At 66.8% G+C, this 24,138-nt stretch carries 20 protein-coding genes and 1 pseudogene; 9 read left to right on the plus strand and 12 right to left on the minus strand.

Annotated features, from left to right (window positions below; genetic code table 11):
- Nucleotides 1–128: 128 nt before the first annotated feature.
- The 4 genes from QYM46_RS15580 to QYM46_RS15595 all read right to left on the minus strand — a co-directional run bounded on the left by QYM46_RS15580 (nt 129) and on the right by QYM46_RS15595 (nt 4,087).
- Entirely contained in the window at nt 129–1,112 is a 984-nt protein-coding gene (locus QYM46_RS15580) for a cytochrome c oxidase assembly protein (protein WP_432789701.1), read from the minus strand.
- Nucleotides 1,113–1,285: 173 nt separating this feature from the next.
- Nucleotides 1,286–1,858 carry a GNAT family N-acetyltransferase gene (locus QYM46_RS15585; protein ID WP_432789702.1) on the minus strand — a complete coding sequence of 191 codons (573 nt, stop codon included), beginning with the start codon at nt 1,856–1,858 and terminating at the stop codon, nt 1,286–1,288.
- Nucleotides 1,858–3,117, minus strand: coding sequence for a trans-sulfuration enzyme family protein (locus tag QYM46_RS15590; protein ID WP_432789703.1), 1,260 nt, complete (start codon nt 3,115–3,117; stop codon nt 1,858–1,860). The genes QYM46_RS15585 and QYM46_RS15590 overlap by 1 nt, the downstream gene beginning before the upstream one ends.
- A 52-nt stretch (nt 3,118–3,169) precedes the next feature.
- Nucleotides 3,170–4,087 (minus strand): LysR family transcriptional regulator, encoded by a 918-nt coding sequence (locus tag QYM46_RS15595; protein ID WP_432789704.1) that lies wholly within the window; start codon nt 4,085–4,087, stop codon nt 3,170–3,172.
- 86 nt (nt 4,088–4,173) lie between these two features.
- On the opposite strand from QYM46_RS15595, the gene QYM46_RS15600 reads away from it, so the two are divergent.
- Nucleotides 4,174–5,295, plus strand: coding sequence for a YeiH family protein (locus tag QYM46_RS15600; protein WP_432789705.1), 1,122 nt, complete (start codon nt 4,174–4,176; stop codon nt 5,293–5,295).
- A 239-nt stretch (nt 5,296–5,534) separates the two neighbouring features.
- Nucleotides 5,535–6,920 carry an SLC13 family permease gene (locus QYM46_RS15605; RefSeq protein WP_432789706.1) on the plus strand — a complete coding sequence of 462 codons (1,386 nt, stop codon included), beginning with the start codon at nt 5,535–5,537 and terminating at the stop codon, nt 6,918–6,920.
- A 31-nt stretch (nt 6,921–6,951) separates the two neighbouring features.
- Here the strand turns inward: QYM46_RS15605 and QYM46_RS15610 are convergent, their stop codons facing one another.
- Nucleotides 6,952–7,539 (minus strand): GNAT family N-acetyltransferase, encoded by a 588-nt coding sequence (locus QYM46_RS15610; RefSeq protein ID WP_432789707.1) that lies wholly within the window; start codon nt 7,537–7,539, stop codon nt 6,952–6,954.
- 180 nt (nt 7,540–7,719) lie between these two features.
- Between QYM46_RS15610 and QYM46_RS15615 the strand changes: the two genes are divergently transcribed.
- Complete coding sequence (locus QYM46_RS15615) at nt 7,720–8,046, plus strand: GNAT family N-acetyltransferase (protein ID WP_432789708.1); 327 nt, start codon at nt 7,720–7,722, stop codon at nt 8,044–8,046.
- Nucleotides 8,047–8,398: 352 nt separating this feature from the next.
- On the plus strand, nt 8,399–9,856 hold the full coding sequence (locus tag QYM46_RS15620; RefSeq protein WP_432789709.1) for an NAD-dependent succinate-semialdehyde dehydrogenase: 1,458 nt from the start codon (nt 8,399–8,401) through the stop codon (nt 9,854–9,856).
- Between the two features lie 30 nt (nt 9,857–9,886).
- Here the strand turns inward: QYM46_RS15620 and shiA are convergent, their stop codons facing one another.
- Nucleotides 9,887–11,251, minus strand: coding sequence for a shikimate transporter (gene shiA, locus QYM46_RS15625; protein ID WP_432789710.1), 1,365 nt, complete (start codon nt 11,249–11,251; stop codon nt 9,887–9,889).
- A 252-nt stretch (nt 11,252–11,503) separates the two neighbouring features.
- On the opposite strand from shiA, the gene QYM46_RS15630 reads away from it, so the two are divergent.
- Entirely contained in the window at nt 11,504–12,013 is a 510-nt protein-coding gene (locus QYM46_RS15630; protein WP_432789711.1) for a putative immunity protein, read from the plus strand.
- Nucleotides 12,014–12,199: 186 nt separating this feature from the next.
- Here QYM46_RS15630 and QYM46_RS15635 read toward each other — a convergent pair whose 3' ends face one another.
- From QYM46_RS15635 to galU, 3 genes are all read right to left on the minus strand, one after another.
- A complete protein-coding gene (locus tag QYM46_RS15635) occupies nt 12,200–14,368 on the minus strand; it encodes a hypothetical protein (protein WP_432789712.1) in 2,169 nt (722 codons plus the stop codon).
- 118 nt (nt 14,369–14,486) lie between these two features.
- Nucleotides 14,487–15,083 carry a GNAT family N-acetyltransferase gene (locus QYM46_RS15640; RefSeq protein ID WP_432789713.1) on the minus strand — a complete coding sequence of 199 codons (597 nt, stop codon included), beginning with the start codon at nt 15,081–15,083 and terminating at the stop codon, nt 14,487–14,489.
- A gap of 83 nt (nt 15,084–15,166) precedes the next feature.
- Entirely contained in the window at nt 15,167–16,069 is a 903-nt protein-coding gene (gene galU, locus QYM46_RS15645; protein ID WP_432789714.1) for a UTP--glucose-1-phosphate uridylyltransferase GalU, read from the minus strand.
- Between the two features lie 45 nt (nt 16,070–16,114).
- Here galU and QYM46_RS15650 point away from each other — a divergent pair, with 45 nt between their 5' ends.
- Nucleotides 16,115–16,879: a 5-formyltetrahydrofolate cyclo-ligase gene (locus QYM46_RS15650; RefSeq protein ID WP_432789715.1), complete on the plus strand. Its 765-nt coding sequence runs from the start codon at nt 16,115–16,117 to the stop codon at nt 16,877–16,879.
- A gap of 123 nt (nt 16,880–17,002) precedes the next feature.
- Nucleotides 17,003–17,095, plus strand: a pseudogene (locus QYM46_RS15655) (FmdB family zinc ribbon protein); the annotation flags it as partial.
- Between the two features lie 62 nt (nt 17,096–17,157).
- Here the strand turns inward: QYM46_RS15655 and QYM46_RS15660 are convergent.
- Nucleotides 17,158–17,451 carry a hypothetical protein gene (locus QYM46_RS15660; protein ID WP_432791774.1) on the minus strand — a complete coding sequence of 98 codons (294 nt, stop codon included), beginning with the start codon at nt 17,449–17,451 and terminating at the stop codon, nt 17,158–17,160.
- On the opposite strand from QYM46_RS15660, the gene QYM46_RS15665 reads away from it, so the two are divergent.
- Nucleotides 17,437–18,066: an SAF domain-containing protein gene (locus QYM46_RS15665; RefSeq protein ID WP_432789716.1), complete on the plus strand. Its 630-nt coding sequence runs from the start codon at nt 17,437–17,439 to the stop codon at nt 18,064–18,066. The genes QYM46_RS15660 and QYM46_RS15665 overlap by 15 nt on opposite strands.
- Nucleotides 18,067–18,304: 238 nt before the next feature.
- Nucleotides 18,305–18,766, plus strand: a complete 462-nt coding sequence (mscL, locus tag QYM46_RS15670; RefSeq protein WP_169253179.1) for a large conductance mechanosensitive channel protein MscL — start codon at nt 18,305–18,307, stop codon at nt 18,764–18,766.
- A 134-nt stretch (nt 18,767–18,900) separates the two neighbouring features.
- Here mscL and QYM46_RS15675 read toward each other — a convergent pair whose 3' ends face one another.
- Nucleotides 18,901–19,179, minus strand: a complete 279-nt coding sequence (locus QYM46_RS15675) for a hypothetical protein (protein WP_169253180.1) — start codon at nt 19,177–19,179, stop codon at nt 18,901–18,903.
- Entirely contained in the window at nt 19,172–24,136 is a 4,965-nt protein-coding gene (locus tag QYM46_RS15680; protein WP_432789717.1) for a DUF4011 domain-containing protein, read from the minus strand. The genes QYM46_RS15675 and QYM46_RS15680 overlap by 8 nt, the downstream gene beginning before the upstream one ends.
- Nucleotides 24,137–24,138: the final 2 nt, after the last annotated feature.

Here is a 24,138-nt window from a genome sequence, read left to right on the forward strand (position 1 = left end):
TTCTCTCCGCCCTCGAGACGTGCAGAAGCATCTCCCGCCACTTTAACGTACGTTAAGTTGATCTGCGTCACACGTCCGGGATGAGTCGAGGTCGGGGGCCATGCTCGGGTCGCACTCGAACGCAGCCATCATGCCCGGCGGCGAGGACTGCGCTGGTCTGCGGCGTGCAGCTGCGCGAGATAACGGTTGTAGGCCTGCAGTTGGGCGTCGCCGTCGCGAGCGGCCTGACGGTCGATTCTGCGGCTGAGACGCTCGTCCGATCTCTGCCACTGGATGATCAGCGCCCCGAGCATGATCAGGGTGGGGATCTCCGTGAATGCCCAGGCGATGCCCCCACCGACGAACTGATCGTCCAACGGGTCGATGCCCCACGGCGCCATACCGTAGTAACCGGTCAGCAGGGTGCTCGACATCATCACCACGATTCCGAAGAACGCATGGAACGGCACGGTGGCGACGACCTCGAAGACTTGGACGACGGTCGGATCGATGCCCAGCCTCCGCTTGCCGTCGGTGCGCGGGGACGGGTCGACGCCGAAGATGTTCCAGAAATAGAGCATGCCGATGGCCACGAAGTGGATGAACATCAGATTGTGACCCCACATCGTCGACATCAGCCGGTCGAAGACCGGAGTGAAGTAGAGGCCGTAGAGGCTCATGAGGAAGAGAGCGGTCGTCACGATCGGGTTCGTCAGCACGCGCATCGGACGGCTGTGGACGACGGCGAGGATGATGCGACGCAGATTCCACCGTCCCGACCCGGCCGGAAGAACGCGCAGCATCAGTGTGATCGGCGCGCCGAGGACCAGCAGGATGGGGCTGAGCATCGACAGGATCATGTGCTGGATCATGTGCATGCTGAACAGCTCCATGCCGTAGCCGTTGAGTGCTGTGCCGTCGACGAGAATCACCGTGACGATGCCCGAGCACCACCAGATCAGGCGGGAGATCGGCCAGCGCACGCCACGACGGTGAAGAAGCCACACGCAGAAGGCGTACACCAGCAGACCGGCCGCGGCCAGGATGACGATGACGGGGATCGGCTGCGGATGCCAGTCGATGACTCGTGAGAAGGTCGGAGGCAGACTCGGGTGCCACATCACCCCGCTCATACTCTGCTCCTGCACGGCCACCCCCTGTCATCTCATTTCTACGTGACGTAGAAATCTGGTTCGGTGACCACCGTACGCCTCATGCGCGACGACGTCATCCGTTCGAGGCGGCTGTTGGGGATGGTCGCGGCTCCGCCGCTCCTAGGCCAGTGCCGCGTCGAGCTGGGCGGTTCTCAGGCCAGTGTTGCGTCGAGCTGGTCGGCGGTGAGCTCCCGGTCGGCGAAGACCAGCCGGATGGCAGCCGGGTCGGGATTGCCGACATCGGGTGCGCGGTGAACGAGTTCAAGACCGAGCTTGCGGGCGACCACCGCCGAGGCGGTGTTGACTTCGAGCAGATACGCCACGACCGGCAGTTCGGGGTCGACGTCCCCGGCCGCTGCGATCGCATCGCGCGAGACCGCACTCGCCAGTCCCCGCCCCTGCGCCTCGGGGCGGAACCGGTATCCGAGGTTCCAGAACGCTCCCGGCGTGCCGCGGGAGGCGCCGGGGCCGGCGACCCCGCGCAGCGAGCATCCGCAATGGCCGAGGATGTCCCCACCCGGAGTCTCCCGGACCATCCACGGCCCGATTCCGTCGAGCTCCCACTGGGAGACCAGCCGAACGAGGATCGCTTCGGCTTCCTCCTCATCGGTCAGGCGTCCGCTGGGCAGGTGAGTCCAGACCCGCGGGTCGGAGTCGACGGCGAAGAACTGGTCGACGTCGTCGACGCTGGGCCGGTCGAGCACGTAGTCGGGCGTCTGCCCCATCAGGCCAGGGCCGCCTCGAGGTCGGCCCACAGGTCGTCGAGGTTCTCGATGCCCACACTCAGACGGATGAGTCCCTCGGGCACGGTCGCCGGTTCCGACGGGTGCCGTCGGCGACGTTCGATGAGGGATTCCACCCCGCCCAGGGAGGTCGCCGGCGTCCACAGTCGGACCGCCTCGGCGATGGCGGTGGCCTTGTCCGCGGATTCGACGGTGAAGGAGATGATCGCGCCGAACCCGTTCATCTGCGCGGCCGCGCGGGCATGGCCGGGGTCGTCCGGCAGGCCCGGGTAGCGGGTTTCGACGACGGCGGGGTGGGCGGCCAGGCGCTCGGCGATGGCTTGGGCGTTGGCCTGCGCGCGGTCGAGGCGCACCGCCAGGGTGCGCAGTCCGCGCAGGGCCAGCCAGACCTCGAAGGGTCCTGCGATGCCGCCGCGCATGGATCGTTCTGTGTGCAGCTCCTCGCGCAGTTCGGTGTTGCCGGTGATGACCGCGCCGAGGACGACGTCGGAGTGGCCTGCCAGGTATTTCGTCACCGAGTGCACGACGATGTCGACGCCCAGATCGAGCGGAGTCTGCAGCAGCGGGGTGGCGAAGGTGTTGTCGACGCAGACGAGGAACCCGCGGTCCTTGGCGGCCGCGGCCAGCGCGGGAACGTCGGCGACCTCGAGCATCGGGTTCGTCGGCGATTCGATCCACAGCATCCCCGGGGATCCGGCTGCGCCGGCACTCGCCGAGGCGGGCGTCCCGTCCGTGTCCCCCGCCGAGGCGGCCGTCCCGTCCGTGTCCGCCTGACCTGTCGTGGCGTGCCCCGCTCGATCGAGGGCGGCGATGACCGCCTCGGTGTCGGAGATGTCGACGGTGACGAGGTCGAAGTTCTGCCGCCCGGCGATCTGCTCCGCGGAGGCGAGCGCCCCCTGGTAGCTGTGAGTCGGGATGATGAGCGTGCCGCCGGCGGGTACGAGGCTGATCACGGCGGAGATCGCGGCCAGACCGGAGCCGAAGACCAGTCCGGGCAGGCTGGCATGTTCGAGCTGACCGAGCGCCTCTTCGAAGGGCGTCCATGCGGGGGTGTCGAAACGGGCATAGGCGTAGGGCGATGCGGAGATGTCGCCCGCGCCCACGAAGGTCGAGGACAGTTCGATCGGCGGGTTCACGGAAGCCCCGTCGGTGCGCTGCGGGCGCCCGGTTTCGACGACGATGGTGTCGGCAGCGTACTCGGAACGAGCGGCGGATGAGGGGGCAGGCTCAGGCTGTGTCATGTCCCCAATATACGGGCGCGATCGCCGCTGGTGCCGAGCCGTCCGGATTCCATCACTCGAGACTGTCGATCATGTGCTCGAGCAGCAGGCGCGCTCCGGGCGACTGCCGCCTGCCCTTCGCCCACACGGCGTGGAGTTCGCGGGTGAGGTCGACGTCGTCGCCCACCAGCAGCGGCACCAGCCGCCCGGCCCGGAAGTCATCGCGCAGAGCGAGCTCGGAGAGAACGGCCGGGGCCACGGATGTGGCGGCGGCGATGCGCAGGGCGGAATTCGATCCGTACTCGCCGGCCACGCGCACCCCGCCCGCGCCGAGCAGCGCCGCGTCGATGGTCTCCCTCGTGCCGGAGCCGTTCTCACGCACCAGCAGCGGCACCTGCGCGAGCCCTTCGGCGGTGATCGGCGTCGTCCAGGCGTGGGCGAAATCCGGGGCACAGGCGATCATGAGTCGGTCACGGCCGACCACCTCGGCGTTGAGGTCCTGGGGCAGGGACACGGACTCGATGAGCCCGAGGTCGCAGGTCTGCCGGCGCACCCGGTCGATGACGGTCGCGGAGTTCTCCACCGACAGACCGATGTCGATCGTCGGATGCGCGGCACGGAAGGTCGTGAGGTGGTGGGGCATGAGGTATTCGGCGACCGTCAGCGAGGCGCTGACCTTGACGGTTCCGGCGCGGGCGTCCTGGATGGCGCGGGCACCGGCGTAGAGGGTGTCATAGGCTTCGATGACCTTCGAGGCCCATTCGGCGACGGCCCGGCCTTCGACGGTGAGTTCGGTTCCCCGCGGCGAGCGCCGCAGCAGCGGCACTTTGAGGTCGCGTTCGAGGTTGCGCAGGCTGCGCGAGGCATTCGGCTGGGCGAGATCGAGTTTCGCCGCGGCCTGGCCGATCGATCGGGCGTTGCCGCTGAGGGCCACCAGCAGACCCAGAGCCTGAAGCTCGGGCCAGTTCTTCATATTGCCGAGAGCGTGCATATGCCCATCATGGCATATCAGATCCATATGGGTTGCGTCGAAATCACCGTCTACTGCGACTGCGCAGGCGTTGACAGACTGAAGCCATGAACCGCTTGACCTCCCTCTTACCCGGACTCGCCGTCGCCGCCGTGGCCACGGCCGTCGCGTGGCCGATCTCCATGCTCGCCCCCGTGCTCTCACCGCTGCTCGTGGCGATCGTGCTCGGCATCCTCCTGGGCAATCTCGTGCCTAACCTCCCCGAGGCGTTCATGCCCGGACTCAACTTCGCGGCGAAGCCGCTGCTGCGCCTGGGCATCGTCGCTCTCGGTGCGCAGGTGGTGCTCGGCGACATCCTCGATCTCGGCTGGCTCGTCCTCGTCCTCGCCGCCGTCATCGTCGCCGTCGGGATCCTGTCCGCCCTGGCCCTGGCCGGACCGCTCAAGGTCGACCGTCCCCTGGCCGTGCTCATCGGCAGCGGCTTCGGCATCTGCGGTGCCGCCGCCGTCGCCGGAGTCGAGTCGACCCTGAAGTCGAAGAAAGAGGATGTCGCCGCCGCGATCGGCCTCGTCGTCCTCTTCGGCACTCTGATGATCGCGATCGTGCCCGGACTCTCGACCGCCCTGGGTCTGTCCCCGGAGGCCGCCGGAATGTGGGGCGGAGCCGCCACCCATGAGGTCGCCCAGGTCGTGGCGATCGGCGGCATCATCGGCCCCGCGGCCCTCGAGATCGCCGTCCTCGTCAAGCTCGCCCGCGTCATCATGCTCGCCCCCACCGTCGCCGTGTTCAGCTATGCCGTGCGCCGCAGTGAGGACAGGGCGGTGGAGAACTCCGGCACCGAGGCGGCCGGTGCCGCCGAGACCTCTGCGAGGGCGGGGTCGGCCGCGGGTTCCGCGGCAGCCTCCGGTTCCGAGCCGACCGCGGGGTCGGTGTCGACCACGACGAAGCAGGCTCCGGCTCAGGGCAAGCGCCCGCCGATCGTGCCCCTCTTCGTCGTGGGGTTCCTCGTTATGGCGGCTCTGCGCACCTTCGGTCTGCTGCCGGAGTTCGCGGTCACCGGCCTCAGTTGGATTCAGACCGTGTGCTTGGCGATGGCGATGTTCGCCCTCGGTCGCGGAGTGCAGTGGCGGTCGCTGAGGAACCTCGGTGCCCGACCGATCGCTTTGGCCGCCTTGGTCACGATCATCGTCGCCCTTATCGCCCTCGGCGGAGCCCTCCTCCTCACCTGATCCCCCCAATTACTACCTGACGGCGGCTGAGCAACCTGGCGCGAGGTTGCTCAGCCGCCGTCAGGTAGTTCTGAGACGGCTCCCCCTGCCCACGGGCCGCCTCGGCGAGGATTTTCCGTCTATCGGGACTTTCCGACAGGTCGGACACGCCTCGGCGGTACCCGCCGGTAACACTGGTAGTGTCTCTCAGCGAATCAGCCAGCGATGCTCAGCGTCGCTTCAGCCTTCGCAAGGACATCATGCTCACTCAGATCATTGCTCTGCTCATCTTCATCGCCCTATTCGCCATCGGCGCGGTCCGCGGGGTGCAGATCGGCGTGCTCATGCTCGTCGGCGCGGCCGGAACCGGGCTCCTCTTCACCGACATGGCGGTCGAGGACATCGTCGCTGAATTCCCGCTGAGCATCATGATCCTGTTGGCGGGCGTGACCTACTTCTTCGCGATCGCGCAGGAGAACGGAACCGTCGACAAGATCATCGACTGGGCCCTCGAACGCGTCGGATCCTCGGCGGTGCTGCTGCCGGTCGTGTTCTTCCTCATCACCGGCGCAATCGCGGCCATGGGCGCCCCGCTGGCCGGGCTGGTGATGATGCCGGTGGGCATGCAGGTCGCCCGCAAGTACGGGGTCGACTATGCGCTCATGGGCCTGGCGATCTGCTTCGCCATCGGCGCCGGTGGCTTCGCCCCGACCAGCCTCTACGGAATCGTCACGTACTCGACCGCGCACGATGCCGGAATCGACCTCTCCCCCTTCCTGCTCTTCGGCATCGCCGTGGCCGTCTACCTCGTCATGCTCGCCGTCGCATACTTCATGTACGGACGGTCGCTGTTCTCGAAGACCACGGTGGCAGCCTCCGCGCATGCTTCGGCCGGGGCGCACGCCGGAAGCGCGCAGTCGACGATTTCCCGCGGTTCCGCCTCGGCGTCGAGTGTGGCCTTCGGTGAGGACGACGAGGACGAAGCCCTCTTCGACTCCTCCACCACCGACGAGGCGGGTGATTCCTCGCCGTTCACCTTCGTGCAGATCCTCACCGTGGTCTTCATGGTCGGTCTCATCGGCTCCGTGGTCGTGCTCGCGGCCCTCGGCCAGGAACCGGACATCGGCCTGCTGTGCTTCATGTTCGGCGCGATTCTCTCGCTCGTCGATCCGAAGACGGGCAAGGCCGCGATCCCGAAGATCGACTGGCCGACCGTGCTGCTCGTCGGCGGCATCATCACCTTCGTCGGCGTGCTGCAGAACATGGGCGCCGTGGACCTGCTCGGTGAGGGCGCCGAGGCGATCGGGTCGCCGCTCATCGCGGCTTTCGTCCTCTGCATCGTCGGCGGCCTGGTCTCGGCGTTCGCGTCGACGACGGGTATCCTGGCGGCCCTCGTGCCGCTGGCTCTGCCGCTCATCGCCGCCGGTGGTGTGCCCGGCTGGGCCCTCATCGCGGCATTGGGCGTGTGCTCGGCCGTCGTCGACGTCTCACCGTTCTCGACGCTGGGCGCCACGGTCGTGGCGACCGCCCCGGTCGAGGACAAGCCGCGCCTGACGCGCATCCTCGTGAAGTTCGGCATGTCGATGGTCGTCATCGGGCCGGTCGTACTCGTCGGCGGCCTCGTCGTTCCCGCCATGATGTTCTGAGGCTCAGCCCGTTTCTCGGCGCAGCCGCCCCTCAGCCCAGGGGCTTGGACAGCATCACGAACGCGAGGTCGTCGACCTTCGGCAGACCGAAGCGTTCGTCGCCGTAGGGGAAGGGTTCGACTTCTCCGGTGCGCGAGTAGCCGCGGCGTTCGTAGTAGGCGATGAGTTCCTCGCGTTTGTTGATCACGCTCATCCGCATCGATGTCGCGCCCCAGTGCTCGGCCACCCATGCCTCGGCGAGGCCGATGAGCGCGGACCCCACACCTTTGCCCTGCCCAGGCGGAGAGACGGCGAGCACGCCGAGGTAGGCGGCTCCGTCTTCGGGTTCGCGCACGTAGACGCTGGCGACGGCGCGGCCCTGCTCATCGCGGGCGAGCAGGATCTGGGAGTCCGCCTCGGCGAGCATATCCTCGGCCATCGGGCCGTTGAGTCGCTGTCCGCCCAACAGGTCAGCCTCGGTCGTCCACCCTTGCTTCGACCCCTCGCCACGGTAGGCCGAGGACACGAGCTCGACATAGTCGGCGATGTCGGCAGACCTCAGTTCGGCGACCTCGAATCCGGCATCGCGCAGCTTCTGGCGGTGCGCGTCGACCGGGGACGCCGAGGGGTGTGCGGTCATAGGCGGGACTCCTTCACAATCGTCCGTGCGGCTGCGTCTGACCAGGCTAGTCGCTTTCTCAGAAACAGAACTATAGTGTCAATTGTCAGGACGGCGACGAGCGTCAGCCGATCGCCGCCGACTATCGCGCAGTGCCGCCGACACGGACATTCGGGGCACCGACATTCGGGAGGAACGACCATGGACATCGACATCTCGGGAGACACCTTCACCATCGCCGAGGATGCCGCCGCCAAACGCTTCACCGTCTCCCATGCGGGCAAGGTCATCGGCCTCGCCGACTACATCGACCGTGAGGCGAGTGCCGATGACACCGCCGACGGTCCGGTGCGCACCTTCACCCACACCGAGGTCTCGCCCGAGTGGGGCGGTCGCGGCCTGGCGGCCAAGCTGGTGCGCTATGCCCTCGAGACCAGCGCCGAGGCGGGGCTGAAGTTCCGCACCACGTGCTCTTATGTGCAGAATTTCCTGGCCAAGAACGACGAGTTCGACAAATTCGTCGCCTGAGGGCCCGATTCCGTCTCGTCAGTTCCCTGCCTGGTCTCGTCACGTCGCAGTGACTGGGCCGGCATCGCTCAGTGTCGAGGGCGTCAGCTCATCGCGATCAGTGCACTCGCCCACGCTTCACTGTCGATAATCGCCCGCGCTTCGAGTGCCGACGGTGGCTCCGCAGCCGATGGGCCCGACGAGTCCCCCGCCTGAGGAGTCCCCCGCGTGACGGGTGTCGGCAGCGAATTCCCCACGACGCTTCGGGCCGAAGAGCACTAGACTGGAAGCGGCCGCGTTCCGGTACTGCGGCGGGGACGTTCTCACGCCGACCACGCGGTTCTGCACCGACGACACTCAAGGAGGACGCGTCGTGGACATCACCCCGATCATCGACAAACTTGGCACCGGCCTGTTCATCAACGGCCGGTGGCGCGAGGCCGAGGGCGGCAAGACCATCAACGTCCGCAATCCCGCAACCGGCAAGATCATCACCACCGTGGCCGACGGCTCCGCCACCGATGCCGAAGAGGCCATCGCGGTCGCCGGTAACACACAGGCAGATTGGGCAGCCACCTCGCCGCGCGAACGCTCCGAGATCCTGCGCCGGACCTTCGAACTGCTGCATGACCGCGCCGACGACATCGCCGCGGTCATGACCGCAGAGATGGGCAAGCCGTTCGCCGAGTCCAAGGGCGAGGTCACCTACGGCGCCGAATTCTTCCGCTGGTTCTCCGAAGAGGCTGTGCGCATCGAGGGTGACTACTCGCAGTCACCGGACGGCAAGAATCGCATGCTCATCTCGCGCGAGCCCGTCGGACCCTGCATTCTCATCACTCCGTGGAACTTCCCGCTGGCCATGGGCGCCCGCAAGATCGGACCCGCTGTCGCCGCTGGCTGCACGATGGTGTTCAAGCCCGCGAAGCTGACCCCGCTGACCTCGCTCATGCTCGTCGACGTCCTCGTCGAGGCCGGCCTGCCTGCCGGCGTGCTCAACCTCGTCACCTCCGACTCCGCGCGCCGCGTCGTCACTGCCTGGATGGAGTCCGGCATCGCCCGCAAGGTCACATTCACCGGGTCCACCGAGGTGGGGGTGGGCCTGCTCAAGCAGGCCGCCGACAACGTCATGAAGACGTCGATGGAGCTCGGCGGCAACGCGCCGTTCGTCGTCTTCGCCGACGCCGATATCGACAAGGCCGTCGAAGGCGCGGTGGTCGCGAAGATGCGCAACGGCGGTGAGGCCTGCACCGCAGCGAACCGCATGTTCGTCCATTCCTCTCTCGCCGAGGAGTTCTCCTCGAGACTGGCCGAACGCATCGGCGCGATGAAGGTGGGCAACGGCCTCGACGAAGGAACCGAGATGGGCCCGCTCGTCGACCAGGACACCCTCGACAAGGTCGCCGGCCTCGTCGATGAGGCAGTAGCCAAGGGAGCGAAGGTCCTCACCGGAGGAACCAGGATCGACGGCGACGGTTTCTTCTACACCCCGACAGTGTTGACCGACATTCCCGATGACGCCGAGATCCGGACGACGGAGATCTTCGGCCCCGTGGCCCCCATCGTCACCTTCGACACGGACGAACAAGGCATCGCCTTGGCCAATGAGACCGAGTTCGGCCTCGTCGGCTACCTGTTCAGCGAGAACGTCGAACGTGCCCTCGGACTCGCCGACAAGATGGAAGTCGGCATGGTCGGGCTCAACACCGGCCTGGTCTCGAACCCGGCTGCGCCGTTCGGCGGAGTGAAGATGTCCGGCCTCGGCCGCGAGGGCGGACGCGTCGGCATCGACGAGTTCCTCGAGGTCAAGTACGTGGCCCTGCCCCGCAGCTGACACAAGACCTGAGTCCGCTCAGCCGAACGATCAGGCGGACACGACCCGTGCGGTGTCGGCGGTGGAGCGCTCGGCGCGGCGGCCGACCTGCCACTTGCGCACGAGGTACATGGCGATCGAGATCGAGATGAGGCAGCCGCCGCCAAGGTAGGCCGCCACGAGGTACCAAGTCCCGTTGCCGAGTCCGACGAGGAACGTCGCGATGAACGGGGTGAAGCCGCCGGCGATCGCGCTGGCGAGCTGGTATCCGACGCCCGCTCCGCTGTAACGGAATTCGGGGCTGAACATCTCGGCGAACAGCGGCTGCTGGACGCTGACGACGGCATCGTGGGCGATGTTGATGAGCAGCACGGCGAAGATGACGATGCCGACGATGTTCCCGGCCTCGAGGACGAGGAAGAATGGGACGGCGCTGATCAGGCCGATGACGCCGCCGGTGAGGTAGACCCGCAGCCGTCCGTAGCGGTCGGAGAGGTACGCGAAGGCGGGGATCGTGACAATGCCGAGACCGCCGACAAGGAGCGTGATGTTGAGCATGATCTGCCGGTCCAGGCCGAGCTGCTCGGTCGAATACGACAGGGCGAAGGTCGTGACGATGTACATGGTCAGCAGTTCGATGAAGCGCAGGCCGACGATCTGGAATATCTGTGCGGGATAGCGCTTGAAAGCCTCGAGGATCGGCAACTTCGCGGTCTTGTCCGTCTTCACGTTCTTCACGCGCTCGACGTACTCCTCGGATTCCTCGACACCGGCACGGATCCACAGCCCGACGAGAACGAGGACGGCGCTGAAGAAGAACGGGATGCGCCAGCCCCAAGCGAGGAAGGCCTCGGCGGAGAAGCTGCTGCTGAGCAGTGCCACGAGCCCGGTGGCCAGCAGCAGTCCGAACGAATAGCCGATCTGGACTCCACTGGAGAAGAAGGCCCGCAGCTTCGACGGTGCGCTTTCGACGGCCATGAGCGCGGCACCGCCCCATTCCCCGCCGACGGCGATGCCCTGGATGCAACGCAGCAGCACCAGCAAGGCAGGAGCGAGCCAGCCGACGGACTGGTAGATCGGCAGGAATCCGATGAGGGCGGTAGCCACACCCATGATCGTCATCGTCCACACGAGCATGGACTTGCGACCGAGGCGGTCGCCGAAGTGGCCGAAGATGATGCCGCCGAGCGGGCGGAAGATGAAACCGACGCCGAAGGTCGCGAATGCGGCGAGCGTTCCGGCCTGCTCGCTGTAGCCGGGGAAGAAGAGTTCGCCGAAGACCAACGCTGCGACGATTCCGTAGAGCAGGAAGTCGTACCATTCGACGACGGCGCCGATGAACGACCCGGCTGCCGCGCGGCGGGCGCGCCGTACCCCGACCCTGTCGGCGTTGACCCGGTCTTCGATACCGACCATCGGTTCCTCCTCTGAACGCTGGCTCTGCTCCCTGCCGACCGCCCTCGCGTGGTCGACGGTGAGCAATCTAGCACGGTCAAAGACTGCCGAGGCGGCCGTGTCCAGCAGGGGAACACACAGCCCCAGGCAGGTTCGTGCCGCGGTTCCGACCTTCCCCAGACCGGCCCGGTCGGTGGGGGCGTTAGAATCGGCAACTGTGAACGTCCGCGTGCTTCATCGCCTGCGTCCGCCGTCCGTGGTCGGTCGGCGCCCATGATCCTGCCGGAGGTTCGCGATCCGCGGATGATCACGATTCGCCGAGGCGGCTTGCTGACCGATGCCGACCACCGGCTTCTCGCGTTGTGGGCCGCCGACTGTGCGGAACACGTCCTGCCGTACTTCGAATCCGCCTGCCCCGAGGATGAGCGACCACGCAGCGCCATTGCCGCCGCACGGGCGTGGGCAGCCGGTGAGATGCCGATGATGGAGGCTCGTGCCCTCGGTGGTCATGCCATGGGTGCCGCACGACCCCTGCGTGGACCCGCCCGGTTCGCCGCCTATGCGGCGGGGCAGGCGGCCTGCGTCGGACACGTCGCCGAACACGACCTCGGGGCAGCGGCCTACGCGATCAAAGCGGCCCGCGGACGGTCGGGCAAAGACCTCACGGCCGGTTGCGCCGAACGCGACTGGCAGCGCGAGCGGCTGCCGACCGACGTCCGCGAACTCGTACTGGACGATCAGGTGCGGCGCAACGCGATCTGTTGGTTCGCCTTCAGCGCCTGATCGCCGGCAGCACCATCGACGACAGATAGCACGCTTTCAAACGGATGCTATCTGTCGTGAACTGGGCTGCCCGCGACATACACTGGACACCATCACCCCTGGCGTGACGAAGCCCCGCCATTGTGCGGGGCTTCTGCGTCTGCATCGCGAATTCCGTGCCGCCTGAAACTCAATTGCTTCGGGGCATCAGGCGCGACGACGAGCGAGGACGTCGTTGACGGCGCCGAGGTCGGCGGCCTTCGTCGTGCGAATCGCCTTGCGTCCGTGGCCGAGCGGACCGTCCTCGCGGGCGGAGTCGCTGAGCTCCGGCCGGTAGCCGAGCTCTTCGGCGAACTCAGCGGCGATGTCCTCACGACTGCGAGCCTCGGTCTCGTACGAGCTGGCATCGGCCGCCGATGCCGAAGGCACCGGATGCTCGGCTTCGGGTGCGTCGACGTAGCTGGGAACGGGCAACGGGGTCGGCGACCATCCGTCGCGCGACTTCAGTCGCTGCATGAACGGGTCATCGACCGTGCGAGTCGCCGCGTTCAGCGCAGCGTGCACATCCGCGTCGGCGTCCTTCCGGTCGGCTGCGTCTGTGTCGGGCTCAGCGACGAGGTCGGCTCCGAGCGAGACCGGGACCCCGGTCCTTTCGGCCCGGACCTTCTCCGCGGACTTCGCCGAGGTGGCTCCGGCATCGTTCTCGCCATCGGCCGTGGTGTCCGTCGGCTCAGGCTTGGTCTCAGCCGTCTGGGTAGAAGCCGCCGTGACAGCGGAATGCGAAGTCGACTCGGCCTCGGAGTCAGCGGTCGCCTCGGCAGAGGTGGAGTCACTGTCCCCGGTGGCGTTCTCCTTCACGACCGGGATCGGTCCGGTGAGAAGGACCTGGCGTGTGGTGTGGCCCTCGCCGGCTTCCTTGCGGATGCGCACCAGTGGGATCTCGCCGGTGTCGGCCTCTTCGCGGGACTTCTTTGCCTCGGCGGATCGGTTCATCGCAGCGCGTGCCTGCGCGGCCTTCGCCGCCGCGCTCGTGCCCTGAGCAGCTGCGGCGATCCGGGCAGCGGTTCCGCTCGAGGTCGGTGCAGGTGCCGTGCGAGGCTGCCGTTTGACGGCAACGGTCTGCGACTTCGCACCTGTCCGGGCTGGTGTCTGCGTCTCGGCTGCAGGCGCACCGCTCGTCTTCGGTCGTGCCGTGGCAGTCGGCTGCCCCGTCGGCTCAGACTTGGTGACACGCTCCGGCCGCGTGGCGCGGTCCTGGTGGCCGGCGCGCACCGGCGCGGAGGAACGTTCCGGCTCGGCGACGCGGGCGGGCTTGGCCGACGTCCGTGACCGCGCGGTCTCCTGCAGGCGTCGCAGCTTCTTCTTCGTGTCCCGCTTCCGCAGGTTGAGCGTGCGCACGAGGAACAGTGCGAAGACCGCAAGACCGAGGAAGACCCCGGCCAAGGCGATGTGCACGACCGAGAAGGCCGCGAGCACACTCGACACAAGAACGCCGAAGACCAAGGCGAGGAAGACCAGGGAGAAGCCCCTGACCATGGTGTTCAGCGACTTCAGTGACTCCCGCAGGGTCGTGGCTTGCTCAGTCATCGCATGTTCCTCATCGGTTCCGATGGTCGGATTGGAAATCTGTCGGTCGTGTCCATGGGTGCTGGCCGTCTCCTCGCCGAGGTGGCCGCCGTGTCCCGTCCGGGACCGGTCCTCGCGTGGTCCGCCTCCTTGAGGGGCCCGACCGGCGCTGTACGACCCGGCCCGGTTCGCCGGCGCGTCGCGGCTGACGCCACTCGCGTGCGGCGGATGTGCCTGAGGTGGACGGCCCCGTCGGTCCGACCGCCCGGCGGAGCGGCCGCTGTCGTTGAAGACCGCGTGGACGGCGGGGTGGAGCAGTCGAACGTTGTCGGCGGCAGTTCCTGCACCAGATCCTGTGTCAGTGCCGACGCCTACGCTGGGAACTCCGACAACGCGACCGCCGACACCGTGGTCGCTGGACAGGGAGGAGGTGTCACCGACCGCAACGGGAAGGACGTTGAGCTGGGCGTGCTCAGCAGCGTCGGTGACGGTGTGCGTTTCGCCGTGACCGTCGATGACGGCGAACTCGGGGCTGGAAGCCGAGAGACTCAGTTTCGGCGCCTCGGCTTCTTGCGAGATGCCCTGGGTCGGAACCGACGGCACCTTCCGGGGCTTGTCGTGGAAGACCTGGATGCGTTCCGAATGGTCGTGTCCGGGGATGGCTGTCTCGGCGGAGACGACGGCGGCGTTGTCCGGAACCGTGTCGATTTCGACGCGCGAGAGATCCGTCGCGGACTTCCGAATCATTGCGGGCACAGCAACGGCGAAGACCACGACGATGGCGATGACGACGATGATGCTGGTGTCCACAATGCCACCCTAAATTGCAGGCATCGGGGAAGTCGTGAAGGCGCGAGGTGTGTCGGTCAAACAAGAGTGAAGTTCACCGAATTCCCAGGTGGCGGCTGAACATGCCCGACCGGCGCTCCTACCACCCACCGGTTCCGTGTCGGTATGCGGCGAGCAGCCCCTGCGGGACCTCCTCGGCGAGGAGGGCGAACGTGCGGTGGTCGCACCACTGTCCGTCGATGTGCATGTACTTCTCGCGCAGGCCCTCGTCGCGCAGGCCCAGCTTCTCGACCACGCGCAGGCTCGCTGTGTTCTCCGGGCGGATGTTGATCTCGATTCGGTGGAGTCCGAGGGCGAAGAAGCAGTGGTCGGCGGCCATGGCCACAGCGACCGGGGTGATTCCGCGTCCGGCCACGCGCGAGTCGATCCAGTACCCGATCTGCCCGGACAGGATCGAGCCCCAGCTCAGTCCCGACACGGTGATCTGGCCGCGGAAGCTCCCGTCGACCTCGATGGCGAACGGCACCGTCTGACCACGTTTGGCCTGTTTGTCCTGCATCCGCACCATCATGCGGAAGCCCGGCAGCTCCTGGCCCGGTGCGGGCAGGGTCGCGTCCCATGGGCGCAGCCAGTCGCGGTTGAAACGGCGAACCTCTCGCCACGCCTCTTCGTCACGGCGGCGCAGCGGTCGCAGCACGATATCGGACTGTCGATCAGTCAGGATGACAGGCCACACGCGGCTGCCCTCGCTCTCGGGTTCAAGGTCGGTCGGCTCGGACGGGCCGCACCAGGACGGTCGGCTCGTCCCTGTGTCGGCACTCAGTCCAGTGTCGGCACGAAGTCGCGCAGCCACGCCTTGAGGTCGTCGCCGAGGTCCTCCCGGTCGCACGCGATCTGCACAACCGCCTTGAGGTAGTCGAGCTTGTCGCCGGTGTCATAGCGAGCGCCTTTGAACACGACTCCGTAGACGCCGTGGCCCTCGTCGTCTCCGGCGAGTTCCTGGAGGGCGTCGGTGAGCTGGATTTCGTTGCCGCGTCCCGGCTTCGTGGTCTCGAGGACGTCGAAGATCTCCGGAGCCAGCACATAGCGGCCGATGACGGCGAAGTTCGAGGGAGCATCCTCGGTGGCGGGCTTCTCGACGAGGCCGGTGACCTTGACGACCTCGTCATCAGCTGTCGTCTCGACGGCCGCGCAGCCGTAGAGGTGGATCGCTTCGGACGGGACCTCCATGAGCGCGACGACGCTGCCGCCGGTCTTCTCCGCGACCTCGATCATCTTCGGCAGGATCGGGCTGCGCTCGTCGATGAGGTCATCACCGAGGAGCACCGCGAACGGTTCGTTACCCACGTGCTGGCGTCCCTTGAGAACGGCGTGCCCGAGTCCTTTGGGATCGCCCTGGCGCACATAGTGGATATCCGCGAGTTCAGAGGGATGGCGCACGGCAGCGAGCTTCTTGTCATCGCCCTTCTGAGCGAGTGCTGCCTCAAGCCCGTCGACCCGGTCGAAATGATCCTCCAGCGGACGCTTGTTCCGGCCGGTGATCATGAGGACGTCCTGCAGACCGGCATCGACGGCTTCCTCGATGACGTACTGGATCGCCGGCTTGTCGACGACGGGGAGCATCTCTTTGGGGGTGGCCTTCGTTGCGGGGAGGAACCGAGTTCCGAGACCGGCGACGGGGATCACGGCCTTGCGAACGGTGCGCTGCGCTTCATCACTCATGAAGTCATCTTAACGAATCCGCCCACCCCGGTTAGTCTGAAATGCGTGGACCCAGAAACTTCGAAGGCGCAGCTGCGGTCCCGCATCCGCGCCGCTCGCGCCAGACGACCCTTCGCCGAGGCGACTCCCGCCGCATCGTCGTCAACGACGATGGCGTCGCCGCAGGTTACTCCCACCGAGGCGGCCCCGAACTCGACCCCGCACCCGGGGCCCGTGGCGGCCCCGGACACCGTGGCATCGGCAGGCTCCGTGGCCGACGCCGCGTGGAACCTCATTCGGAATGCACCGGTTCGCTCGCTTCTTGCCTATGCGGCGCTGCCCGGAGAGCCGGACCTCGACCCGGCGCTCGATCGGTTTCTCGCCGCGGGCGGCACCGTCTACCTGCCGGTCGTCACGAGAGTGGGCGAGCCTTTGATGTTCGGCCGGGTCACTGGTTCGATGACCAGCCTGAGACCGCAGGGCAGATGGGGAATCCGCGAGCCGGCCCAGGACGGCACGCTGCTGACCGCCGCTCAGCTGCTCTCCCCCGCGGTCGGCCTCGACCTCATCTTCGTCCCCGCCCTGGGCTTCGGTGTCGACGGCGCCCGCCTGGGCAATGGGGGCGGCTTCTACGACAGGACCTTCGGCCCACACGGGGAGGAGCCTCTCGGTTCGGGCCCCGACGGTTCGGGAGCTCCCGATTCGGAGCCCCGCATCTTCGGGGTGTGTTTCGCCGAGGAGCTCGATCTGACGGGCCTTCTCGCCGAGGACTGGGACCTGCGCATCCCTGCGGCCGTCACCGAGGAGGGAACACATGTCTTCAGGGCCTGATCGTCGGGAATCCGCACCCACTCGCGCGTGTTGATATGTGGATAACCTTGTGCATACCGCGGACCGGTGCTCCGGGGAGGTTCCGGTGTGCACTATAATCTTGTCGTCGAAGAAAGGTCTCGAATGCCCGTCTACTCCTACGCCTGCAAGAGCTGTGGTCACGCCTTTGATATTCATCAGGACTTCAGCGATGACTCGCTCACCGTCTGCCCGGAATGCCAGGGCCGCCTGAAGAAGGTCTTCGGCGCTGTGGGCATCAGCTTCAAGGGATCCGGCTTCTACGCCACCGACTCCCGTTCGAGCAAGTCGAGCACCGTCAGCTCCTCGGGTTCTGACTCCTCCTCGAAGGAGTCCTCGAGCTCGTCGGCGAAGGAAAGCTCGACCTCCTCGACGTCGAACTCATCGTCGAGCAGCTCTTCGGCGGCAAGCACTCCAGCCGCGAGCTGACCGCTCCGGCCCTCGGCACTCAGACACCGATCGCCTGTGGACGGCACGAACTGTCCACAGGCGATTTCCGCACCCTTGCCGCCGGCTGCATGGCGCCGCAGGCTCGGTGCATGGGATTCTTCCACCGCATCCGAACCTCGCCTCCCGGCTGGACACGATCGTCGCGAATTCGGCCCCAGCGCGTTCTCGCCGCCATCTGCCTGGCCTGCGCCTGCGCGCTGACCGTGTGGACACTCACGCCGAACAACGGTGGAACAGCGATCGTCGTCGCGAAGTCGGATCTGGCACCGGGAACCGAGCTCAAGGCTGACGACCTCACCCTCACTCAGTTCCCGTCCGACGTGGTCCCCGACAAGGCATTCCGGTCTGTTGATGAGGTGAAGGGGCGGGCCACCTCGGCGGGATTGTCGAAGGGATCACCGCTGACCTCGTCGACCGTGCTCGATCAGCAGGCGCTGCCGAAGGGCAGCCGTGACCTTCTCATGCCGATTCGATTGGCCGATGACGCCTCGGCCGCACTGCTCCAACCCGGGCAGAAGATCCGCGTCTTCTCGTCCCTTCCCGACGGCGGATCGGAAATCGTCGTCGAAGAGGTGACAATCGCCCGCCTCGTCGACAAACCCGAAGGAATTGCCGCAGAGTCAGGCCAGCTTGTTTCCGTCATCCTCTCCGCAGACGATGCCAGGCGTGTCGCCGAGTTCGCCGGGCTTCCGATCAGCTTTGCGATCCTCCCCCGCTGATCCGCCGCCATCCTGCCAAATTCGGATCATCGACCCTGCTGAACCGCAGTGCTAAGAGACTGATGCCCATTCCGAGCCTGCTTTCGCCTCTGCATTTCGATTTCCTGACACATCAATACGGTGGTCAGACTCGCAGAACATTTCTGCTGACAATGTGTTACTGATGTGTACTATTGGAACGTAATTGAGCTATTCATCAACAGCATTTCAGTGATCACACACCGAAAGGGTTTCTCTAATGCTTAAGGGATTCCGGGACTTCATTCTCCAGGGGAATGTCGTCGAACTCGCAACCGCGGTCATCATCGGCGGCGCATTCACCGCCATCGTCACCGCCTTCTCCGACAAGATCATCAACCCGCTCATCGCCGCCGTCGGCGGCGCCGAGGGACCAGCTTTGGCGTTCCGGATCAAGGAGAACGTCCCCGAGACCACCATCGATCTCGGTGCGGTCATCACTGCGGCCATCAACTTCCTCATCGTTGCAGCCATCGTCTACTTCATCATCATCGTGCCGATGAACAAGCTCAACGAACTGCGCAAGCGTGGTGCACCCGAGGAAGAAGTTCCTCCGACCACCGAGGACCTGCTCGGCGACATCCGCGAGATCCTGCGCAACCAGACCGCTTCCGCTGCCGGACCTGCCGAGGGTCCTGCTACCGACGGCCCGGTCGATCCGAACCAGCCTCCGCGGCACTGATCACCAGCTGATGGCGCAGAAGGCCCGCTCTCCCTTGAGAGCGGGCCTTCTGCGTATCCGAAACCTGTTGGGCGGCCTGCAACCGGATAGAACGCTACGACCAGATAGCGCCGGAGCTATCGCCGGATACGGCTCTACGACCAGTGCGGGGGCTTCTGTGAACGGTAGAAGTCCTCGCTGAAGCCGCCACCATTGGTATCGGCTTCATTGCGCAGAGTGGCGCGGTATCGGCGCTTCGCCGCTTCTATCCGGGCCTTCCGAGACCCGTCGGCCTCGGCATCGTCATCACCTGACGGCGTACTGTCGGGATCGGTGGGGGCCCCGTCGTCGCTGGAATCAGACGGTTCTCGATCGCTGTCGACCGGTTCTCGGTCCCGATCAGCATCCTCGTCGCCGGAGGGCCGGTCAGGCATCGTCGTTCTTCGGCCCCGACTTCGCCGAGGCGGCCCCGCCACGCTCGGTCTCAGCCGAACCAGCGCCGTTGTCATCGGTGCCGTCGGCCCCCGCACCAACGGATTCGGTGCTGGCGGAGTCATCGGCCGCCTCGGGGACCTGGTCGTTGCTTGCGGTCTGGACGAGTCCGGCCGACCGGAGCTCATCGGCACGGATCTTGCCGGTGTCGAAGGTCGGCAGGATGTCGTCTTCGACGGGCCCGGCGGAGTTCGACCGCGGGATGAACACCTCAGCGCCCGTGACCTTCTTCGCCTGAGCATGGCGTTCGCGGTACCGATCCACGGCGGCCTGCAGCTGGGAGTCGCCTCGGCTCGAATTGCCCTTCTGAGCCAGAGCGGTGCGCAGCAGATCCTTGATCTCGCCGTCGCCGCGGACCACCGCATCCGACTGGATCCAGTCGATCATCTGGTCGAGGCCTTCGGCGGAGTACTTGTGCATCGGCAGACCGGGGACGAGCTTCGGGCGACTGCCGGTGCGGCCGACGACCACCGATGCGGCGCGTGCCGCATTGAGCACGGCCTGCGGGCTCATCGTCTCCACGGTCGCTCGCCAGGCCTCGAAGATCTTCTCGGTCTCGGTCTGCGGGTCGACGAACGCATCGGTGGACCATACGCGCATGAACTTCCAACCGCGGCGGGTCAGCTGTTCGGGCAGCACCCGGTCGCGTTGGCGCAGGCTGCGCATCGAAGCGTATTCGGGTCCGTCGCCGGCGACGGCGATGATCATTCCGTGCTCATCCTCGGTCGAGTTCGCCACGGCCAGATCGATGCCGTTGTAGTGCTCGTGAGCGACGACGCCGAGCTGCAGCAGCCGGTCGGCGATGTCACCCATCAGCGGATCGTAGATCTCGCCGTGCGGCCCGGGCTGGTGGACGCCGCCGGTCGCGATCTCTTCGAGCAGACGCGGCAGCATGACCGCTCCCCCGTTGAGTTTGCTGCGGTCGAAGTCCTCGGCCTCGATGCTCGAGACCAGCGTCAGCCGCTTCCGGGCTCGCGTCATCGTGGCCGCGAGGATGCGTCGCCCGTCCGTCCCGGACAGCGGTCCGAAGTCGTGGATGACGCGACCGTGGACGGTGCGGCCGAAGCCGAGGGTGAAGATCACGGCATCGCGCGACATGCCCTGAACGCGTTCGGCGTCGGTGACGACGAACGGCTCCTTCGTCGAGTCGTTGAAGAACGCCGCCACATACGGCAGATCCTTCATCGCCCGTGAGATCGCCGTGGCCACCCGCTGAGCGTGATGCGGGGTGAGCGCGACGACGGCCAGCGACTCTCGCGACCGGTTCCGCGCGTGCTTGAGCACCAGGTCGACGACCCGTTTGACCTCGGCGTCAGGACTCTCGACCCGACCGGTGCCGATGTCCGTGGGACCTCGGCCGTCGGCGACATAGGAGAATTCGAGGCCGCTGCCCTCACCGGTGTGCGCGGTCGGCAGCGTCGAAATCGTCGAATCGTAGAAATGCCGGTTGGCCAGGTCGATGAGCCCGACCGGGGACAGTCGATAGGAATTCGACAGCCGCATCCGCGGCAGGAACTCGCCGAGGCGGTCCTGCACCGATCGTGGATGTTTCCCATCGTCCATGCCGAACCGATCGACGGCGACCGAGAACGGGCGCGGTCCGAGCAGCCGGGAGTCGCCGAGCGAGATGACCTGGCGGGCGCGGGTGATTCCGGGAACGACATCGGCGACCGACAGTCGTCCGGCGTCGGCGATGACGACCGCGTCGAAGAGCGGCAGGGCGGAGAAGAGTTCGGGCACCGTGTACGGGCTGCCCATCCACACCGGTGCCAGAGTCGTCAGCAGTTCGGGTGCCTGAGTGGAGATCCGGTTGACCGAGGTGTGCTTCGACAGAAGCTCCTGTTTGATGACTCCGGCGGCGATGGGGTCGGAGTCGATTCCGCGTTTCCATGCCTGTGCGTGGTTATAGCGCAGGCGGGAGGCACCGGCGGCGACGAAGGCGCGGTCGTTTTCGCGGAAGCCTTCGGCCACCTGGTGGAGAGCGGCACCGTCATGGCGACCGATCGCGGGATCTTCGCCGGCCATGGTCTGCAGCACGGAGGCCCAGTAGGCGAGGTCGAATTCTGGGCCGACGAGTGCTTCGTCGACCTTTCGCCGGCGCAGATCGGCCATGAGGTCGCCGAGGCCCTCACCGTCGAGCTCACGCTGCAGGCGGGAACGTTCGGGCAGTTCGGCGAGGTTCTCTGAATCGCGGCCCATCGCTTCGGCACGTGCCTGAAGCTCCTCGATGAGCATCGAGCCGAGGTCGCCGCCGTCCGGGGTGGTCTCGAGGATCGGAGCGAGCTTGGCCATATCTGCTTCGACGCTCTGGAGGATCTCATCGGCTTCGAGGACGCCGCGCGGAATCTGCGGGCGACCGTCGTGCCCGGCGAGGTCGGAGAGGATGACTCGCTGGGCGCGGACATCGATGAGGGCCTCGTGGAGGTCGGCCACCTCGGCGCCCGGGCGGAGGAACTCCGCGGCCGACTTCTTCAGTCGACGACGCTGCATCATGCCCATCTCGACGCCGACTTCGACCCGGTATTCGGGTGTGCCGGTGGCGGCGATGAGGTCGTCGAGACGGTGGTCGTAGATGTCGGGGGCGAAGTTGTCGAGCGTCTTGCGCACGCGCAGGAGCACGCGGATGGCGCGGGACCAGTCGTCGATATTGCGGCGCGGATTGAGTTTCGCCTTCTGCAGCACCGGTTCGGTCGCGGCGATGAGGTCGGGGATCATCCGACCGATGCGTTCGGCCACCGTGCGTGCGGCTTCGGCCTCCTCGACGGATTTGAGGTCGGCTCCGAACCACACGGTGTCCTCGACATCGAGGGTGAATGCGCCGAGTCGAGCGAGCTCGCCGAGCTTGCCCCGCAGGATGTTCCGGCGGTCGTCGCTGGCGCCGAGGATGTCGTCGTCGAAGCGCACCGGCGTCTGCGGGGAGTTGTCGCCGGAGGTCAGTTCGGCGAGGTGCTGCATGGTTTCGTAGACGGAGACGTCCCACGGCTTGCGCCTGCGGTGCAGGGAGGAGACATGGTCGGCAAGGGTCGCGCGCTGTTCGTTGAGTTCGGTCAGCAGACGGGAGAGGTCGGGGCGTTCGGACTTCTCCGCCGAGGCGATGAGACCGATGAGCTGCTTGCGGATGTCTTCCGAGCCGGCGCGGGTGTCGACGGCGAAGTCGGAGAGTCCGACCTCGCCGAGGCGAGCGGAGAAATCGTCGAGCGCATCGGAAGTCTGCGCAAGGAAGAGCACGCTCTTGCCGGTGTGTGCCAGGGTGGTGGCCACGGCGACGGCGACCTGGGTGGCGCCGGTACCGGGCGGGGTGTCGACGACGACGGAGTGACCGGACACGGCGGCATCGACGACGGCCTGCTGGTCTCCGTCGACGTCGATGACGAGGAACTCCTCCTGCGGCTTCCTGTCGGGAAGCGGAGTGATCGGCTCCTGGAGCGCGGCGGGAACGACGTCCTCGCCGTCGGCGCCGGTCGCAGATGCTGTTGTCGCCTCGCCGTCTGCAGCTGAGTCGGACTCGGACTTCTCCGAGCCGGAATCGGCCTTGGCCGCAGCACCGGGGGTTGTGGCCGCAGCATCGGGCGTTGTGCCTGCGGCAGCATCGATCGCCGGCGCGCTCTTCTCGGACTCGACTGCAGGAGCAGCCTCGGCGTGGGTTGTCGACGGCTCCTCGCCGTCGGCCGACGTGTCACGGGCAGTCTTGTCACCGGCGGCTTCGGTGCCAGCTGCTTCGTCGCCGGCGGCTTGGGTGCCGGCGCTCGGCTTTGCCGCATCGAGGGGTTCGTCGGTGATGGGCACGGTCGGCTGACCGTAGTCCTCGTCATCATCGGTGCCGGCAGCGGGATCGGTGCCGGCAGCGGCAGCGGCGTCCGCGTCGGCCGAAGTCTTCTCGCCCGCCTTCTCGTCGCCGCCGGTCGTCGACTCGCCTGCGGACACCTCTGCCGACTCGGAAGACGCCTCGGCGGTGCTGCCTTCTGCCTCGGTCTTCTCGGCGTCGGTGTCCTTCGCCTCAGGCGCTGATTTCGGCTGACTTTCGGCCGCGTCCGATGCACCGTCGGCTTCTGTCTCGTCGACGGCGCCGGCGACTCTCTTCGCTTCGGCTCGCTTCTTCTCGGCTTCTTCTGCCGCGGCCATCTTCTCGTCGGGGAGGACTCCCGGCTGCGGCACATAGGAGGGCCCGCCGAGAGAGGCACGCACCTCTTCGTCGCCGGCCAGCGCCCGCAGCACGGGGTGCTGGGTGGGCAGGTAGTCGGTGGAGAACGGGCTCGCGATGTTCGCGAACGTCGAGATGATCAGGCGGTGGTTGATCCGCAGACCGGGCACGCTCTGCCCCAGATCACGCAGGCGGTCGAGGGCCGGTCCCGGGTCGAAGCCGTGCGGGCCACCGGTCGCGTCGACCCAGTCATCGACGGGCACCTCGAGGTCGTATTCCTCTCCGAGGTGCTGGACGAGCGCCGGGTTGATCGTGATCTCGTTGTCGAGCACGATCTCGTAGTCTTCGACGCGGGATCCGCGGGGCACCAGCGTGATGTGGCGCATGACGACGGGGGCGTTGAACTTGTACTTCGCGTCCTTCTCCGTCCACGAGGCGAATCCGATCGCCAGGTGTGCGGTGCGGATGCCGCGTTCGTTGTCGAGCTGCTCCGCCTTCGAGCGGATGGACTTCGCGCGACGGCGCGCATCGGTGAGGATGTCGTGGTCGCGGATGAGGCTGGAGAGCCGGGTGGCGCGTCCGGCCAGCAGCTGTGCCAGGCCGGAGGGGTGGGCGCCGGAGAGGTCGATGCTGCCGTCACGGGAGTCCCGGAAATGAAGCATGGTGTCGCGACCGCCCAGATGGGCGGCCTGCTTCTTCCACTCGGCGAAGACATCTCCGAGTTCTGGGAACTGTTCGTCTCTAACGGAATCCGACACAA

Source organism: Brevibacterium sp. K11IcPPYGO002 (genome assembly GCF_050920635.1).
Lineage (GTDB): Bacteria > Actinomycetota > Actinomycetes > Actinomycetales > Brevibacteriaceae > Brevibacterium.